At 63.3% G+C, this 16558-nt stretch carries 18 protein-coding genes; 2 read left to right on the forward strand and 16 right to left on the reverse strand.

Translation table 11 applies throughout. From position 1 onward, the window contains the following. Positions 1–109: 109 nt before the first annotated feature. The 16 genes from lepB to PXJ20_RS07280 all read right to left on the reverse strand — a co-directional run bounded on the left by lepB (position 110) and on the right by PXJ20_RS07280 (position 14894). Positions 110–1003, reverse strand: coding sequence for a signal peptidase I (gene lepB, locus PXJ20_RS07205; protein WP_017774678.1), 894 nt, complete (start codon positions 1001–1003; stop codon positions 110–112). Between the two features lie 24 nt (positions 1004–1027). Next, on the reverse strand, positions 1028–2821 hold the full coding sequence (gene lepA, locus PXJ20_RS07210; protein WP_421029657.1) for a translation elongation factor 4: 1794 nt from the start codon (positions 2819–2821) through the stop codon (positions 1028–1030). A 205-nt stretch (positions 2822–3026) separates the two neighbouring features. Next, positions 3027–3296 carry a glutaredoxin family protein gene (locus PXJ20_RS07215; RefSeq protein ID WP_421029658.1) on the reverse strand — a complete coding sequence of 90 codons (270 nt, stop codon included), beginning with the start codon at positions 3294–3296 and terminating at the stop codon, positions 3027–3029. A 16-nt stretch (positions 3297–3312) separates the two neighbouring features. Then, positions 3313–4812 carry a DegQ family serine endoprotease gene (locus PXJ20_RS07220; protein ID WP_421029659.1) on the reverse strand — a complete coding sequence of 500 codons (1500 nt, stop codon included), beginning with the start codon at positions 4810–4812 and terminating at the stop codon, positions 3313–3315. Positions 4813–4835: 23 nt separating this feature from the next. Next, positions 4836–5897 carry a MucB/RseB C-terminal domain-containing protein gene (locus PXJ20_RS07225; RefSeq protein ID WP_199540370.1) on the reverse strand — a complete coding sequence of 354 codons (1062 nt, stop codon included), beginning with the start codon at positions 5895–5897 and terminating at the stop codon, positions 4836–4838. Positions 5898–5902: 5 nt separating this feature from the next. After that, entirely contained in the window at positions 5903–6535 is a 633-nt protein-coding gene (locus PXJ20_RS07230; RefSeq protein WP_017774673.1) for a sigma-E factor negative regulatory protein, read from the reverse strand. An 88-nt stretch (positions 6536–6623) separates the two neighbouring features. Next, positions 6624–7223 (reverse strand): RNA polymerase sigma factor RpoE, encoded by a 600-nt coding sequence (rpoE, locus tag PXJ20_RS07235; RefSeq protein ID WP_017774672.1) that lies wholly within the window; start codon positions 7221–7223, stop codon positions 6624–6626. Positions 7224–7362: 139 nt separating this feature from the next. Further along, entirely contained in the window at positions 7363–7794 is a 432-nt protein-coding gene (locus PXJ20_RS07240; RefSeq protein ID WP_421029660.1) for a protein YgfX, read from the reverse strand. Between the two features lie 79 nt (positions 7795–7873). Beyond that, positions 7874–9112: a beta-ketoacyl-ACP synthase II gene (gene fabF / locus PXJ20_RS07245; protein WP_017774670.1), complete on the reverse strand. Its 1239-nt coding sequence runs from the start codon at positions 9110–9112 to the stop codon at positions 7874–7876. 183 nt (positions 9113–9295) lie between these two features. Further along, positions 9296–9535, reverse strand: a complete 240-nt coding sequence (acpP, locus tag PXJ20_RS07250; RefSeq protein ID WP_004197638.1) for an acyl carrier protein — start codon at positions 9533–9535, stop codon at positions 9296–9298. Between the two features lie 165 nt (positions 9536–9700). Next, positions 9701–10450, reverse strand: coding sequence for a 3-oxoacyl-ACP reductase FabG (fabG, locus tag PXJ20_RS07255; RefSeq protein ID WP_017774669.1), 750 nt, complete (start codon positions 10448–10450; stop codon positions 9701–9703). A 167-nt stretch (positions 10451–10617) separates the two neighbouring features. Next, positions 10618–11550 (reverse strand): ACP S-malonyltransferase, encoded by a 933-nt coding sequence (fabD, locus tag PXJ20_RS07260; protein WP_126876628.1) that lies wholly within the window; start codon positions 11548–11550, stop codon positions 10618–10620. 130 nt (positions 11551–11680) lie between these two features. Then, entirely contained in the window at positions 11681–12670 is a 990-nt protein-coding gene (locus PXJ20_RS07265) for a beta-ketoacyl-ACP synthase III (protein ID WP_421029661.1), read from the reverse strand. After that, complete coding sequence (gene plsX, locus PXJ20_RS07270) at positions 12670–13776, reverse strand: phosphate acyltransferase PlsX (protein ID WP_026121404.1); 1107 nt, start codon at positions 13774–13776, stop codon at positions 12670–12672. Before plsX ends, PXJ20_RS07265 begins: the two co-directional genes overlap by 1 nt. Positions 13777–13900: 124 nt before the next feature. After that, complete coding sequence (gene rpmF / locus PXJ20_RS07275) at positions 13901–14080, reverse strand: 50S ribosomal protein L32 (protein ID WP_017774665.1); 180 nt, start codon at positions 14078–14080, stop codon at positions 13901–13903. A gap of 148 nt (positions 14081–14228) precedes the next feature. Then, positions 14229–14894 carry a DUF177 domain-containing protein gene (locus tag PXJ20_RS07280; protein ID WP_277598130.1) on the reverse strand — a complete coding sequence of 222 codons (666 nt, stop codon included), beginning with the start codon at positions 14892–14894 and terminating at the stop codon, positions 14229–14231. A 247-nt stretch (positions 14895–15141) separates the two neighbouring features. Here PXJ20_RS07280 and PXJ20_RS07285 point away from each other — a divergent pair, with 247 nt between their 5' ends. Together PXJ20_RS07285 and PXJ20_RS07290 are read left to right on the forward strand one after the other, a co-directional pair. Continuing rightward, complete coding sequence (locus tag PXJ20_RS07285; protein ID WP_421029662.1) at positions 15142–15777, forward strand: Maf-like protein; 636 nt, start codon at positions 15142–15144, stop codon at positions 15775–15777. Continuing rightward, on the forward strand, positions 15774–16493 hold the full coding sequence (locus PXJ20_RS07290; RefSeq protein ID WP_421029663.1) for an SAM-dependent methyltransferase: 720 nt from the start codon (positions 15774–15776) through the stop codon (positions 16491–16493). Before PXJ20_RS07285 ends, PXJ20_RS07290 begins: the two co-directional genes overlap by 4 nt. Positions 16494–16558 lie beyond the last annotated feature (65 nt).

Consider the following 16558-nt stretch of genomic DNA (forward strand, 5'->3'; position numbering starts at 1 on the left):
GCAGCGGGCGAAAAAGCGTGGTGAAGCGGCGTTATCGCACGTTCTTAAAGTGCCGTGCGAACACGATGCGATGCGTCTCGCGTGCGAAACGCATCGTGACGATGTGTGCTCAGTTGAACGAGCCGACGCGCTTCAGGTTGCCGAAGTTCATCCAGATGAAGAAGGCGCGGCCGACCAGGTTCTTGTCCGGAACGAAGCCCCAGTAGCGGCTGTCGGCGCTGTTGTCGCGATTGTCGCCCATCATGAAGTAGTGCCCCGCCGGCACCTTGCATACGACGCCGCGATCGTTGTACTGACAGTTCTCACGGTACGGGTAATCTTCCGCACCCACCACGAAGGGCGGTACGGCCGGATTATTGAGGATCGCGTTCTTGCGTCCGTTGAGATCTTCTTCGAACTGCTTCGCGTAGCCGATGCGCTCCTCGTCGAAGTAGTCGGGCAGCGGCGTTTCGGGAACCGGCTTGCCGTTGATGGTGAGCTTCTTGTCTTCGTACGCGACCACGTCGCCAGGCAAGCCGATCACGCGCTTGATGTAGTCCACCGACTCGTCCTTCGGGTAGCGGAACACCACCACGTCGCCGCGTTCGAGCGGACGGCCCTGCGTGATCTTCGTATTCACGATGGGCAGGCGAATGCCGTAGTCGAATTTGTTGACGAGGATGAAGTCGCCAACCAGCAGCGTGGGCACCATCGATCCCGACGGAATCTTGAACGGCTCGATCACGAACGAGCGCACCATGAACACCACGAGGATGACAGGAAAGAAGCTCGCGGAATACTCGAGCCACCACGGCTGGCGCAGCTTTTCTTCGCGCAGGCGGGCTCGCGTGGCGGGCGCGTTCTCGTCTGCGAAGCGCTCGCCGACGCGCGCCTGCTGGCGGTCGAATTCCGCCACCGCCGCCTCTGCCGCCCGCCGCCGCTGCGGCATGAAAACCAGTTTGTCCGCCACCCATGCAACGCCCGTCAGAATGACGAGCACAAAAAGAATCAGGGCAAAATTCATGTAGGTACGGTTCCCGTGTTGATCTTATTTGTCTTCGACCCGGAGGATGGCAAGAAATGCCTCTTGCGGAATTTCGACGGAGCCGACCTGCTTCATCCGCTTTTTGCCTTCCTTCTGTTTCTCGAGCAGTTTCTTCTTGCGCGTGATGTCGCCGCCATAGCACTTGGCGAGCACGTTCTTGCGCAGCGCCTTGATGTTCTCGCGCGCGATGATGTGCGCGCCGATCGCCGCCTGGATCGCGACGTCGTACATCTGGCGCGGAATGATCTCGCGCATCTTCGCCGCCACTTCGCGGCCGCGGTACTGCGACTGCGAACGGTGGACAATGACCGAGAGTGCATCCACCTTGTCGCCGTTGATGAGCATGTCGACCTTGACCACGTCCGACGCGCGATATTCCTTGAACTCGTAGTCCATGGACGCGTAGCCGCGCGACACCGACTTCAGCCGGTCGAAGAAGTCGAGCACGATCTCGGCCATCGGAATTTCGTAGGTGAGCTGCACCTGGCGGCCGTGGTACTGCATGTTCACCTGGTTGCCGCGCTTTTGCGTACACAGCGTGATGACCGAGCCCACGTAGTCCTGCGGCATGTACAGGTTCACGGTGACGATCGGCTCGCGAATCTCTTCGATCTTCGACGGGTCCGGCATCTTCGCCGGGTTCTCGACCATGATTGTGCTGCCGTCGGCCAGCACCACTTCGTACACCACGGTAGGCGCCGTGGTGATCAGGTCCATGTCGAATTCGCGCTCGAGCCGCTCCTGCACGATCTCCATGTGCAACAGACCGAGGAAGCCGCAGCGGAAGCCGAAGCCGAGCGCCTGCGAGACTTCCGGCTCGTATTGCAGCGACGCGTCGTTCAGCTTCAGCTTTTCGAGCGACTCGCGCAGTGCGTCGTACTGGTTGGCCTCGACCGGATACAGCCCCGCGAACACCTGAGGCTTCACTTCCTTGAAGCCCGGCAGCGGCTCCGCGGCAGGCTTTGCCGCGTTGGTGACCGTATCGCCCACTTTGGTTGCCGCCAGCTCCTTGATGCCGGCGATGATGAAGCCCACCTGGCCCGCGGAGAGCGCCTCGAGGTCTTTCGACTTCGGCGTGAAGACGCCGACGTGCTCGACCGGGTACTGGGCGCCCGTCGCCATCAGCTTGATGCGCTCTTTCGGGCGCAGCGTGCCATTGACGATGCGCACGAGCATCACGACGCCGACGTAGTTGTCGAACCACGAGTCGATGATGAGCGCCTGCAACGGCGCTTCCGGGTCGCCCTTCGGCGGCGGCACCTTGGCGACGAGCGCTTCGAGTACGTCTTCCACACCCTCGCCCGTCTTCGCGCTGCAGCGCGTGGCATCGGTTGCGTCGATGCCGATCACGTCTTCGATTTCGGCAATCGCGTTTTCGGGATTCGCCGCCGGCAGATCGATTTTGTTGAGCACCGGCACGACTTCGACGCCGAGTTCGATGGCCGTGTAGCAGTTCGCAACCGTCTGGGCTTCGACGCCCTGGCTCGCGTCCACGACAAGCAGCGCGCCCTCGCAAGCCGACAGCGAACGGCTTACTTCATATGAGAAGTCGACATGGCCTGGCGTATCGATCAGGTTGAGGTTGTAAACCTTCCCGTCGCGCGCGCGATAACTCAGCGCCGCGGTCTGCGCCTTGATGGTGATGCCGCGCTCGCGCTCGAGATCCATCGAGTCGAGCACCTGCGATTCCATTTCACGGTCAGACAAGCCGCCGCACAACTGGATGATGCGATCGGCGAGCGTCGACTTGCCATGGTCGATGTGCGCAATGATCGAGAAGTTACGAATATGATCCATTCAGTGCCGATCAAGCGAAAAAGGCGCGCCTGGACGATTGCAGAGCACGCCTTGTAAGCAAATGAAAAACCGGACTATTTTAGCCGAAAAGGCCTTCCAGAGGCAGCTTTGGGCGGCCTCGGCCAATCTTCAGCGCGTTCGGGCGTAGAAACGGACAAAGCATCAGGACGACGACTGGATCAGCCATACGGCCGATTTGCAGCCTTTACCCGCGCGTAGATGTCGTGAGCCGCATCAGCGCGGCTCGCACCGGCGCTTCTTCGAACCGGTAGCGGCACAACTCGATGCCCCCGATTGCGAGCACCGGGACCAGTTCGTTGTAGCGCCCCTCCAGCACGGGGTCCGCATCGATATCGATGATTTCGACGGTCGCGCCGAACTCGGCCAGCAACGGCTCGAGCGCAGCGCGCATGTCGTCGCACAGGTGGCACCACGCGCGCCCATACAGCGTGAGGGTTGCGCAAGCGGTGGGCATCAGGCGCTATGCCTCGTCATTTTGCCGTTGCGCGGGGGCGCAGTGGCACGAACTGGGTGTTCTCGCCGCGACGCACGAGCACAGCGACCATCTTCTGCGAATCGAGGTGCGAGGCAACCTCTTCGAATTGCTTCGCGCTCTTGATGTCCGTGTCGCCCACCCGCAGGATGATGTCGCCCTTCTGCAGCCCCGCCCGCGCGGCCGGGCCGTCGACGGCGTCAATCTGCACGCCGCTGCGCAGCTTCAACGTCTTCAATTGGTCTTCGGGAATGTCGCTCACTGCAATACCGAGCGAATTCGACGCGCGCGGTTTCGGTGCCGGGGCCGGCTTCTGGTCGGCCTTCGCGGTCTTGTCCGTCTGCATTTCGGCAACCGTGATGGGCATATCGCGCGTCTGGCCCTTGCGCCAGACCGTGACCGTCGCCTTCGTGCCCGGTTTCGTGTCGCCCACCATGCGCGGAAGATCCGTTGCCGCATCCACCGACTGGCCGTTGAACTTCAGGATGATGTCGCCCGGCTGCACGCCTGCCTTGTCGGCCGGCCCGCCCGGCTCCACGCTGCTCACCAGGGCGCCCTGCGCCTTCGGCAAGCCCAGCGAGTCGGCCACGTCCTTGGTCACTTCGCCGATCGCCACTGCAATGCGACCGCGCACCACCTTGCCGGTGGACTTGAGCTGGTCGGCCACGCGCATGGCCTCGTCAATGGGAATGGCGAACGAGATGCCCATGAAGCCGCCGGTGCGGCTATAAATCTGCGAGTTGATGCCAATCACCTCGCCCTGCATGTTGATGAGCGGACCGCCCGAGTTGCCGGGATTCACCGCAACGTCGGTCTGGATGAACGGCAGGTAGTCGCCGGTGTCACGGCCCTTCGCGCTGACAATACCGGCCGTCACCGTATTTTCGAGCCCGAACGGCGAGCCGATCGCCACCACCCATTCGCCTACGCGAACCTTGTTCGAATCGCCGATCGTCACCGCGGGCAGGCTCGATGCGCTGATCTTCACGACGGCGACGTCCGTGCGGTCGTCCACGCCGATCAGCTTCGCCTTGAACTCGCGCTTGTCGGTGAGCGTCACGTAGATGCTGTCCGCGCCGTCCACGACGTGCGCGTTCGTCATCACGTAGCCGTCGGCCGACAGGATGAAGCCGGAACCCACGCCGCTGTTCTGCTCGGTGTCGTTGCCGCCGCTGTCGGGTGACGAGTCCGAGCCGCCGCCTTGACCACCACGCGGCGATTGCGGCGTTTGCGGTGACTGCGGCATCGGAATGCCGAAGAAGCGGCGGAAGAACTCCGACATGTCGCCGTCGTCGAGTCCGGGCGGCAGCCCGCGCTGCGACGTAGGCACACGCGCGGTGGTGCGGATATTGACGACTGCGGGACCGACCTTGTCCACAAGGTCGGTGAAATCGGGCAGATTGGCCGCCGGGGCCGCAGACGCCAGGTGCGGCGCGAACGGCAGGCAGACCGCCACCGCTGCGGCCGCGAAGAATTTGCGCACCGAAAAAGTCGTCATATCGTAGTCAGCCGAAGGAGGGTTTATCGCGGAGCCTTGTATTCTATGGCAGACGCGAATTGCTGCAACGTTGCCTGGGGCACCTCGCCGAGCAGCGTGATCCAGTAGTCGCCGCTGCGCTTCACGAGAACGTGCGTCGCCCCGCTATTGCCCGTCCCTTCCTTGCGTGTATTGTTTTCGACCGGCTCGATAAAAATCGAAATGGCGGCGAGCCCGTCCGAGAAGACGGCCTGATCGACCGGAATGGGCGGGCTCGACGGGTTGCGGGCGGCCATGGGCCGGCGCAGCTCGCGAATTTTGTGGAAGCCCGGCACGGTGGGCGCGAACTGCCAGCCCTGAGCTTCCATGTCCACCGCTTCGACCGGCGGCCGCACGATGGTCCAGCCTGCGGTATTGCGAATGCCGTTCGCGATCGGCGTTTTGTCGACCGGCACGCCGATGCGGATCTGCGAGAACGACAACTGTTCGAGCACCTGACCGCCAGCGTCCAGCGTTTGCGCACGTAGCAGCAGACCGGTCTTCGTGTCCGCCCACAGTTTGTACGCGAATCGATACGCGTCTTTCGGATCGAGCTCGATCACCTGGCTGTCGACGCCCGCCACACGGTCGGTACCCACCAGCTTCGGCTCATAGACCGACAACACCTGGTCCGCACTCGCGGCGAGCAAGGCCGGGAACGAGTCTTTGTTCTGGCGCTTTTCGACCACACAGAGGTGACGCTCTGGAACAAACGTATAAAGCTCGTCGTTATGGCGCAGCATCTTGCGCGGCTTGCCGTCGAGGCTTTCGAGCTGCTCGTACTCGCCGTCACCGTGCGTGGCGTAGTGGGTGATGCGCGAAGTCTGCACGAACGTGCCGCGCTGATAAACGAAGGCGCCCTCGTAGTTCTGCTGCTGGGCGGCCTGGTGAATCCGGTTCAGCCATTCGGCCGCCATGCGGCGTGTGGCAGCCGGATCGCTGGCGGAAGTCCCTTGCGCGTCGGCGCGGGCTGTGACCGACAGCGCCGATAACAACACGGCTGCACAGCACAGGAATGCCGGCAGCCGTCCCCAGATCGTCGTTTTATTCAACCGCAGGGTCTGCATCAGACTTATTGGCCTTGCGTAGTAAGCGCTGCGGCGCGGATCAGCGGCATGGAGTCGGGAACCATCGGTTGCTGGGCGAACTGCTGGTGCGCTTCAAGATACTGGTCGAGTCGCGCGTCGCGAATGATGTTGGCGTCCTGCGCCACCGCAGGCTGCACATTGGCCGCCGGCATGGAAGCCATCGCCACGCGCTGTACGCTGTCGGTGGGCTGGACCGCCGCGAGTTGGGCGCCGCCATGGCTGGCTACGCCCCCCGCCCCTTGCAGTTGCGGCACGACGATCCACGTCAGCGTTGCGGCGGCGGCCGCGACGGCGAACGCGGGAACCACCCGGCGACGCAGCGCAAGCAAACGGCGCGTGACCGGCGCCGACGCCGGTGCGAGTAGATGCGGCTCCGACTCGAAGCGCGCGGCAAAACCCGCCAGAAAAGCGCTGCTTGCCGCCGGACTGATGGCGAGGTCGTCGGAACGCAGCGCATCGCCGATCAGGTGATAGCTGGACCACGCCGCGCGTTCCTCGGGGTTGAGCCCGCCGAGAAAGGTGTTCAATTGCCCGTCGCCAGGCATTTCCCCGTCGACGAAAGCGGACAGGTGCTCGCCGCGCGAGCCTGCTTGCGATTGCATCGAGACCGACCCCATGATGATCCCCATTCCTTACAGACACCCCGTAGTGACACCACCCAAACCCTGATAATCGCGCTCGTGCCCTTCTGGCCGCCGGTACCGCTTACCAGCGCTTGCCTTCAGGTGTGTCCAGCAGCGGACGCAATTTTGCCGCAATGGCTTCTCGAGCACGAAAAATTCGCGACCTGACAGTGCCGATCGGGCAACCCATCATCTCGGCGATCTCTTCGTAGCTCAATCCTTCAATTTCCCGGAGCGTAATGGCGGTGCGCAGTTCTTCCGGCAACAGCGCCATGGCAGCGTTGACCGTCTCCGCGATCTGCTTGCTCATCAACATCGACTCGGGCGTATTGATATCCCTTAGTTGATCGGCGTCGGAGAAAGTTTCCGCCTCTTCCGCGTCCGCCTCCGTCGAGGTGGGCGCCCGGCGGCCCTGGGTCGCAAGGTAGTTCTTGGCGGTATTCACCGCAATCCGGTACAACCACGTATAAAACGCCGATTCGCCGCGAAATTGCGGCAGCGCACGGTATGCCTTGATGAAGGCGTCCTGGGCCACGTCCTCGACCTCGGCGGGGTCCCGCACGAGACGCGAGATCAGCCGGATGATCTTGCGGTGGTATTTGGAGACCAGAAGTTCGAACGCCGCCTTGTCGCCTTTTTGCACGCGCTCGACGAGCAACTGATCGATTTCTTTTTCGCTCACCTGATAAATCCGTTAATGGGGAGTGCCCCGCGGGGCACCATTGTAGCGTTCCGTTCGGCCCCTCACGTTACGCCGGTAACAGCGGTTACAGGCGTTACGGGTAGTAGCCGGTTCAGCCGGCAGCAAGCACGCGCGGGTGTCATCCACGTCCGCCGCAACGCGCGATTACCGAGAGTTCGCGAAAAGCATCGGGATGGAGCGCGTCGGCCGTGATAACCAGTGAGTACCGGCGCCGGCCTGAAGCGAGAACGAGGACGAGCAGCCAGGCGCCCCACTGTGAACTGGCCGCGATGAGCCCTTGGGCAACGTGCACGCCGCGGCGGTCGAATGCCGACACACCGTCTGGCCCGATTTCAATTGCAGCCGGGGCGCCGCGACGAAGCGCCGCAGAAACCAACGCAAGCAGCGCCAGAACGGCCAGAGAAAGCGGCAACGCGCGCCAGCCGCCGAGCCAAGGCGCGAGGCTCGTATGAACGGCTGCAACAGCAACCGCGATGAAACAGAACACGGCAATCTGCAAACCGCCTGACGGCCGCAACGCAATGCGTCGCGGCGCCAGGCGTTGCACCACTTCCCCGGACGGCAGCGCAGACCATGGTCCATCTTGCGGACCCGGCGGACACCCCGCCCGGGAGAGCGGCGTCAAGCGATCAGACGCGCTTGAAGACCAGCGTGCCGTTGGTGCCGCCGAACCCGAACGAGTTCTTCAGCGCCACGTCGATCTTCATCTCCCGCGCCGTGTTGGCGCAGTAGTCGAGATCGCACTCCGGGTCCTGGTTGAAGATGTTGATGGTGGGCGGCGACACCTGGTTGTGCACGGCCAGCACCGTAAACACCGACTCGAGACCACCGGCGCCACCGAGCAGGTGGCCCGTCATCGACTTGGTCGAGTTGACGACGATGTTCTTCGCGTGATCGCCGAATGCGCGCTTGATGCCCGTCGTCTCCGCGAGATCGCCGAGCGGCGTCGACGTGCCGTGGGCGTTCAGGTAGCTCACCTCGTCCAGATTGACGCGTGCATTCTTCAGCGCGGCCAGCATGCAGCGGCGCGCGCCATCGCCATTCTCGAGCGGTGCCGTCATGTGATACGCGTCGCCGCTCATGCCGTAGCCCGCCACTTCGGCGTAGATCTTCGCGCCGCGCGCCTTCGCGTGCTCGTACTCCTCGAGCATCATCACGCCCGCACCCTCGCCCAACACAAAGCCGTCGCGATCCTTGTCCCAGGGACGACTCGCCGTAGCGGGATCGTCGTTACGCTGCGAAAGCGCGCGCGCCGCGGCGAAACCGCCAATGCCGAGCGGCGACACGGTGGACTCAGCACCGCCCGCGATCATCGCGTCCGCATCGCCGTACTCGATGAGGCGCGCGGCCTCGCCGATGCAATGCAGGCCCGTCGTACAGGCCGTGACGATCGCGAGATTAGGACCCTTGATGCCGAACTTGATCGACAGGTGGCCCGAGATCATGTTGATGATCGAGGCCGGCACGAAGAACGGCGAAATACGGCGCGGACCGCGATTGAGCAGTTCGGTCTGCGTAATTTCGATCATCGGCAGTCCGCCGATGCCGGACCCCACCACCACGCCCACGCGTTCCGCGTTTTCGTCGGTGATTTCGAGCCCGCTGTCCCGCATCGCCTGCATGCCCGCCGCAACGCCGTAATGGATGAACGTATCCATATGGCGGGCTTCCTTGCCGGGGATGTAGTCCTCGATGTTGAAGCCCTTCACCTCGCCGGCGAAGCGCGTCGAGAAGTTCGACGCGTCGAACTTCGTGATGTTGGCGATGCCGGACGTGCCGGCAACGAGATTGGACCAGCCGTCGGCAACATTATTGCCAACAGGCGAAATCAGCCCCAGGCCTGTAACGACAACTCGACGGCGGCTCACGGTAACCCCTTTTCCATAGAATGACAAAAGCAAAAGCCACAGGGGCCACAGGAAATGCTCCTGTGAGCCCTGTGGCTGTTAGCCGGCAGATGCGCTTGCAAATGTGCTCGCAGGTGCACTGGCTGATGAGCGGGCAGCGGCGCGGCCCGGCAGGCAGCGCGCGGAACGCGGACGCGAACCGACTCAGGCCTTGACGTTCGCGCGGGCGTAGTCGATAGCCTGCTGGACGGTCGTGATCTTTTCGGCTTCCTCATCCGGAATTTCCATGCCGAATTCGTCTTCGAGGGCCATGACCAGTTCGACGGTATCGAGCGAGTCCGCGCCGAGATCGTTCACGAACGATGCTTCGTTCTTGATTTCCGCTTCGGCTACGCCCAGTTGTTCCGCGACGATCTTCTTGACGCGCTGTTCGATGTTGTCCATTACCCCTCCAAGGGAAGAAAGTTCATAAATACGAGTGCGCGCATTTTATCAGGTTTGACCTGGCAAAAAAGCTGCGCCCACGGGTTCCAGATGGCCAGTCCGCGCTGCGCTCTTCGACGGTGTTTGCGACGAGCGCATCAAGGCGCGGATAGTACCTGAATCCGGTTACGACATGTACATACCGCCGTTGACGTGCATCGTCGTGCCGGTAATGTAGCCGGCGTGCGGCGACGCGAGGAACGCAACGGCGTGCGCGATATCGTCCGGGCTGCCGAGACGGCCGAGCGGAATCTGCGCCTTGAGCGCCGCCTGCTGCTCTTCGGGCAGAACCTTGGTCATGTCGGTGTCGATGAAGCCCGGCGCAACGCAATTCACGGTGATGTTGCGGCTGCCGATCTCGCGCGCGAGCGCACGCGTCATACCTGCCACCCCGGCCTTCGCCGCAGCGTAATTCACCTGACCCGGGTTGCCCGCCGAACCCACCACCGACGTGATGTTGATGATGCGACCGCCGCGCGCCTTCATCATCGGACGCAGAACCGCACGCGACAGACGGAACACCGCCTTCAGGTTGGTGTCGATCACCGCGTCCCACTCCTCGTCCTTCATGCGCATGGCGAGTTGGTCCTGCGTGATGCCGGCGTTGTTGACGAGAATGCCGAGGCTGCCGAATTCCTTGACGGTCGCTTCGATCAGCGCTTCCACCGCGCCGGCATCGTTGACGTCGAGCACCGCGCCACGACCGTTCAGATCTGCTGCCTTGAACGCGTCGCTGATCGCGACTGCGCCCGCTTCGCTCGTTGCCGTGCCGATCACGGTTGCGCCCTGGCGAGCCAGTACGAGCGCGATGGCGCGGCCAATGCCGCGCGACGCGCCGGTTACGATCGCGATCTGTTTGTCGAGAGTCTTTTCCATCGTTCAGTCCGGATTGCGAATGGCCCGATAACCATCAAATCAGCGGGCGAGTAATACAGGAATGCGCTCATCGGCGATGCGCCTCGCGGCGAAAGCGTCTGGCTTGGCTGTTAGCGCAGGCACGCCGCGGGCCCGTGGGGCAACGCCGCCCGACCGCGCTCGTCGAGTCAGGCGCCGGCGAGCTTCAGTGCCTCGTCGAGCGAAGCCGGGTCCACGATCGCCGCCCCCACGAGGTTGCCGTCGATACGTTTCGTGAGGCCCGCCAACACTTTGCCGGGACCGCATTCGATCACGTGCGTCACGCCTTGCGCTGCAATCGCCTTCACGCATTCCACCCAGCGCACGGCGCCCGCGGCCTGACGCACCAGCGCGTCGCGAATTGCCGCCGGATCGCGCACCATGGCGACATCGACGTTGTTCACGACCGGAATGGCGGGCTCGCGCACTTCGACGCTCGCGAGATACTCGCGCAACTGGTCCGAAGCCGGCTTGAGCAGCGACGAGTGAAACGGCGCCGACACCGGCAACGGCAGCGCGCGCTTCGCGCCCTTTGCCTTCGCGAGTTCGCAGGCCTTTTCGACAGCGGCCTTGTGGCCCGCGATCACGACCTGCGCAGGCGCGTTGAAATTCACCGCTTCGACCACGCCGGCGACTGATGCCTCCGCGCACACGGCGCGCACCGCGTCGTCGTCGAGGCCAAGAATCGCCGCCATGCCGCCTTCGCCCACCGGCACCGCCGACTGCATCGCCTGCGCCCGGAAACGCACGAGCGGCACAGCATCGCGAAATGCGAGCGCGCCGGCCGCCACGAGCGCGGTGTACTCGCCCAGGCTGTGGCCGGCCACAATGGCCGGCGCCGGACCACCCGCCTGTTGCCAGGCGCGGTAGACGGCGTAAGCCGCCGTGAGCATGACGGGCTGCGTATTGGTCGTGAGATTGAGTTCCTCGGCGGGCCCTTCGGCGATCAGCTTGCCCAGGTCCTGGCCGAGCGCGTCGGAGGCTTCCTCGACGGTCTCGCGCACGATAGCGTGGTCGGCGAACGCATTCAGCATGCCGACCGACTGCGAGCCCTGTCCGGGAAAAACGAACGCGAATTTCATAACGTCCCCAATTCGATGATTTCAGATGCGGGCGCACACGCTCTGCGCGTGCACCGCGATGCGGCGCGATTGCCCCGCGTGACAACCACGTAGGCGGTTGCAGCGCTCCGGCACCGCACCACTGCGGTCGTCAATAACGGATGACGGATGCACCCCAGGTGAAGCCCCCGCCGACTCCCTCGATCAGCACGTTCTGGCCGCGACGGATGCGCCCGTCGCGCACGGCGACGTCGAGAGCGAGCGGAATGGAGGCGGCCGACGTGTTGCCGTGCTCGCCGACCGTGACGATCATGCGCTCCTGCGGCAAGTGCAGCTTGCGGCAGGTGCCCTGCATGATGCGGATGTTGGCCTGATGCGGAACGAGCCAGTCGATTTGATCAGCCGAGAGATGAGCCTTTTCCAGCGCTTCGACGGCAACTTTCTCCAGCAGGTTGACGGCGAGCTTGAACACCGCCTGGCCATCCATGTGCAGGAACGCGCTGCCGGCAACCACGCCGCCGTTCACGTTGCCGGGCGTGCAGAGAATATTTGCGTAGCTGCCGTCGGCGTGCAGTGCGCTCGAGAGCACACCGGGCTCGTCCGATGCCTGGAGGATCACCGCTCCGGCGCCGTCGCCGAACAGCACGCACGTGGTGCGATCATTGAAATCGAGAATACGGGAGAACGTCTCGGCGCCGACGATGAGCGCCGTGCGCACCTGTCCGCCGCGAATGAAGCTGTCGGCGGTCGCCAGAGCGTAGGCGAAGCCGGAGCACACGGCCTGCACGTCGAATGCCGCGCCGTGGCTCTTGATGCCGAGCTTGCTCTGCAGCAGGCAGGCCGTGCTCGGAAACACGTAGTCGGGCGTGGACGTCGCAACGATGATCAGATCGATGGACTGCGGATCGATGTCCGCCGCTTCGATCGCACGACGCGAAGCGATCAGTGCGAGTTCGCTGGTGGGAACGTCGGATTCGGCGAAATGACGGGCATGGATGCCGGTGCGGGCAACGATCCATTCATCGCTCGTTTCGATGCCGTTCTTCGCGAGGCGTTCAGCCAGTTCCTGGTTCGTGACGCGGCCCGGCGGCAGATAGCTGCCAGTACCGGCCACGCGGGAATATAGAGTCGATTGAGCCATTATGCCTTCGGGGATAATGCTGCGTAGGGCTCGGCCGGCTGGCCCGCGACGGGGCTCGCAAAGCCCGCGCCGCCCGCTTCGCGCGCGGCCCGCTCGAGGGGTGCCGCGTTCTCTTCCATGGCGCGCGCAAGACGTTCCACCACGCCATTTTTGACGGCATCATACCCGCGTTTGATCGCCCACTCAAACGCGTAGGCGTCCGCAGAACCGTGGCTTTTGATGACGAGACTGCGCAGGCCGAGAAGGGCCGCGCCGTTGTACTGACGGTAATCCACACGCTTCTTGAAGCGCGAAAGCACCGGCAGCGCGGCGAGCGCCATGAGCTTCGTGAGCCACGAGCGGCCGAACTCTTCCTTGATGATGTCGGCGAGTATCTGAGCCAATCCTTCCGACGTTTTCAGCGCGACATTTCCAACGAAACCGTCGCAGACGATCACGTCGACGGTGCCCTTGTAAATATCGTTGCCTTCCACGTTGCCGCGAAAATTCAGCGTGCTTGCGCGCAGCAGTTCGCCTGCGCGCTTGATGGTCTCGTTACCCTTGATGACTTCTTCGCCGATGTTCAGGAGTGCGATGCTCGGACGCTCCTTGCCTTCGAGTGCGGACACGAGCGCGTGCCCCATCTCGGCGAACTGCAGCAGATGTTGCGGCCCGCAATCGACATTGGCGCCGAGATCGAGCATCGTCGTGTAGCCATGCGGGTTCGGCATGGCGAACGCGATAGCCGGCCGCTCGATGCCCGGCAGCGTCTTGAGCACATAGCGAGAGACGGCCATCAGCGCGCCGGTGTTGCCGGCGGAGATGCAGGCCTGCGCCTCGCCGTCCTTCACGCGGTTGAGCGCCACGCGCATCGACGAGTCTTTCTTCTTGCGCAGCGCGACCTCGACCGGATCGTCCATGGCGACGATCTCGCTTGCTGCCACGATGGAAAGCGCCGGGTCGTCCAGTGCCTTGAGCTTTTTCAGCTGCGCTCGAATCGCCGTTTCGACGCCGACGAGCATCAGATGCGCGTCGGGATGCGCACGAACGAAATGGACCGCAGCGGGGACGGTGACGGACGGACCGTGGTCGCCTCCCATGCAATCAATCGTGAGCTTTACAGTCATGGAATGCGACGAATTTCAGACACAAAAAAGCGGCAGTTGAATGCCGCCTTTTTGCCGAGCAGGAAAGTAGTCAAGCGAACGGGTCGCCATGCGAAACGCCGGAAGGCGCAACGCGATGTGGCGATTAGTCGTTCTTCGTCTTGACGACCTTCTTGCCGCGGTAATAACCATTCGGGCTGACGTGGTGACGCAGATGCACTTCACCCGTGCTCGGCTCGACAGCCAGCGGGGCCGACTGAAGGAAATCGTGCGAGCGGTGCATGCCGCGCTTCGACGGCGACTTCTTGTTCTGTTGAACTGCCATGATAACTCCTGAAAATTTTCCGAATTCTAACACAGCACGATCCGGCCTTAACCAACCCTGACACCTGCCCCGACCTACCGCCCGGACTGCGCAGAGACATATCGCGCTACCCTGCAACCTGTTTGTTCAACGCCCGCTTAAAGCGCCGTCAATGCTTGTCGCCCGCCCCACCCTTCTTGAGCGCTTCCAGCGCCGCAAAAGGATTGGGCTTTGTCGTGCCCTGCTCCGGCTCGCCAACGCTTTGGCCGCTTTGGCCGCCCTCAACGTCTTCTTCGGGCGGCTCGCTGGCATCCTCGCCACTCGCACCGGAAATGAGACTCTCGTGGACTTCGGGGCAGACCTCGTGCTTCGGCACCACTGGCAACGAAAGCAGCAATTCTTCCTCGATCAGCTCGATGAGATCGAACTGGCGCGAGCCCACGATCACTTCGATTTCGTCCTCGTCGAGCGGAAACTCCTCCGCCTCGGCTTCCGTTTGAACGATGCGATAAATTGCATCGACATCGAACGCCTGCTCGTACGGCGTAAGACACCGCTGACACTCGAGCCAGGCGGCACCGTGGACGGCGAGCCTCAAATACGGCTGCGGACCCTCGGTACCGTCGTCCTGCAATTCCGGCTGCGTGGAGCCTTCCGCCTGCCACGTAAACGAGGTATCGCGGTCTGGCGCGTCCGCCGGGACTTCGTTTAACATGCGCGGCAGTTGCGAGACGCGCACTACACCCGCAGCCTGGCGCCCGCTGCGCGCGAACTCGAAGAGATCGAGTTCATGCATGCTGGCCGGACCGGCAGGTTTGCCAGGATGTTCGGTCATGGGCGGCTCCTGCATCGGTGAATTTCGTGCAGCCTCGTTGCCAACAAGAGAACCGGCAAGAGCATGCGAAAGCATACCGATGAAAAGCCGGAGATCATATCGCCTTTGTCTTTTCGAGTCAAACACTTAAGGGCACGGGCGAAATCGCCGGCAGCGCCGCCGTCTCTTGCACGTTCGCGGGCCGCCGCAGCCCCTCGTTAGCCGTCACCAGCCCGTCAGCCACCCCTCTTTCAGCGCCCAATAGACCATGCCGGACTTTTCCGATCGCCCGCCTTCAACCGGCCGGCCCGCCCTGATTCTCGCCAGCAGCTCGCCCTACCGGCGTGAACTGCTCGAAAGGTTGCGCATTCCGTTCGACGTAGCAGTACCCGCGATCGACGAAACGCCCCTCCCGGGTGAAACGCCGGACGCCACCGCGCTGCGCCTCGCCGAAGCCAAGGCGAAAGCCGTGGCCGCCACGCTGCCCGCGAACGCGCCCCGCACACTCGTTATCGGGTCCGATCAGGTTGCGACGTTCGACGGCCAGCAGATCGGCAAACCGGGCACGCACGAACGCGCCCTGGCGCAATTGCAGGCCATGCGGGGCCGCGAGGTACTGTTCCACAGTGCGCTATGCCTGTTCGACAGCGCATCGACCGAGTCGCAAAGCGTGGATGTGATCACCCACGTGCGTTTTCGCCGCCTGCCGGACGGCGCGCTCGACGCCTATCTGCGAGCCGAGACGCCTTACGACGTCGCGGGTAGCGCCAAATCCGAAGGGCTCGGCATCGCGCTCCTGGAGGCGATTCAGTCCGACGACCCCACCGCGCTGATCGGCTTGCCGCTAATCGCGCTCACGCGGATGCTGCTCGCCGCAGGTTATCCCTTGCTGGAGGCGGCATGAGCGGAACGCTTTACCTGATTCCGAACACGCTGGGCGAAGGCGACGCCGATTCGCTCGCAGCCGTGCTGCCGCAAGCGGTGCGCACGCGCGCGGCCGGGCTTCGCTACTACATTGGCGAAAACGCGAAATCCACGCGCGCCTTCCTGAAGAAAGTGGGTACCGAACAGCCTGTTCAGGCGATCGAAATTCGCGAGTTGAACGTGAACACGCCGCCCGGCGAAATCGACAAGCTGCTCGAACCGGTGCTCGCCGGCACGGACGCCGGGCTCGTGTCCGAAGCGGGATGCCCGGCCGTAGCCGATCCCGGCGCGCTTCTTGTGCGTCGCGCACATGAGCGTGGAGTCAAGGTCGTACCGCTTGTCGGGCCCAGCTCGATTCTGCTTGCACTCATGGCCTCGGGGCTGAACGGTCAAAGCTTCGCGTTTCACGGCTACCTGCCCGTCGATGCCGGCGAACGCGCGAAGCGGCTGCGCGAACTCGAGCAGCAGTCGCGCAAGTCGAAACAGACGCAGATTTTCATCGAGACGCCGTATCGCAACCGCGCGTTGCTGGACGCGCTCATCTCCATCTGCGCACCCTCGACACTTTTGTGCGTCGCGGCCGATCTGACCTTACCCACGGAGACTATTGCAAGCCAGCCGGTATCTGCCTGGAAAAAGGCGCCAGCCCTGGATTTGCAGAAGCGGCCCGCGATTTTTCTGCTGCTCGCCGTATAACGCGTAGCCGCGGCCTTTGGCGCAGGCCGCGCGTCCTTCCGCTCCGCTCAGGCGGCAAAAAGCGA

Source organism: Paraburkholderia sp. A1RI_3L, assembly GCF_048957895.1.
GTDB lineage: Bacteria > Pseudomonadota > Gammaproteobacteria > Burkholderiales > Burkholderiaceae > Paraburkholderia > Paraburkholderia kururiensis.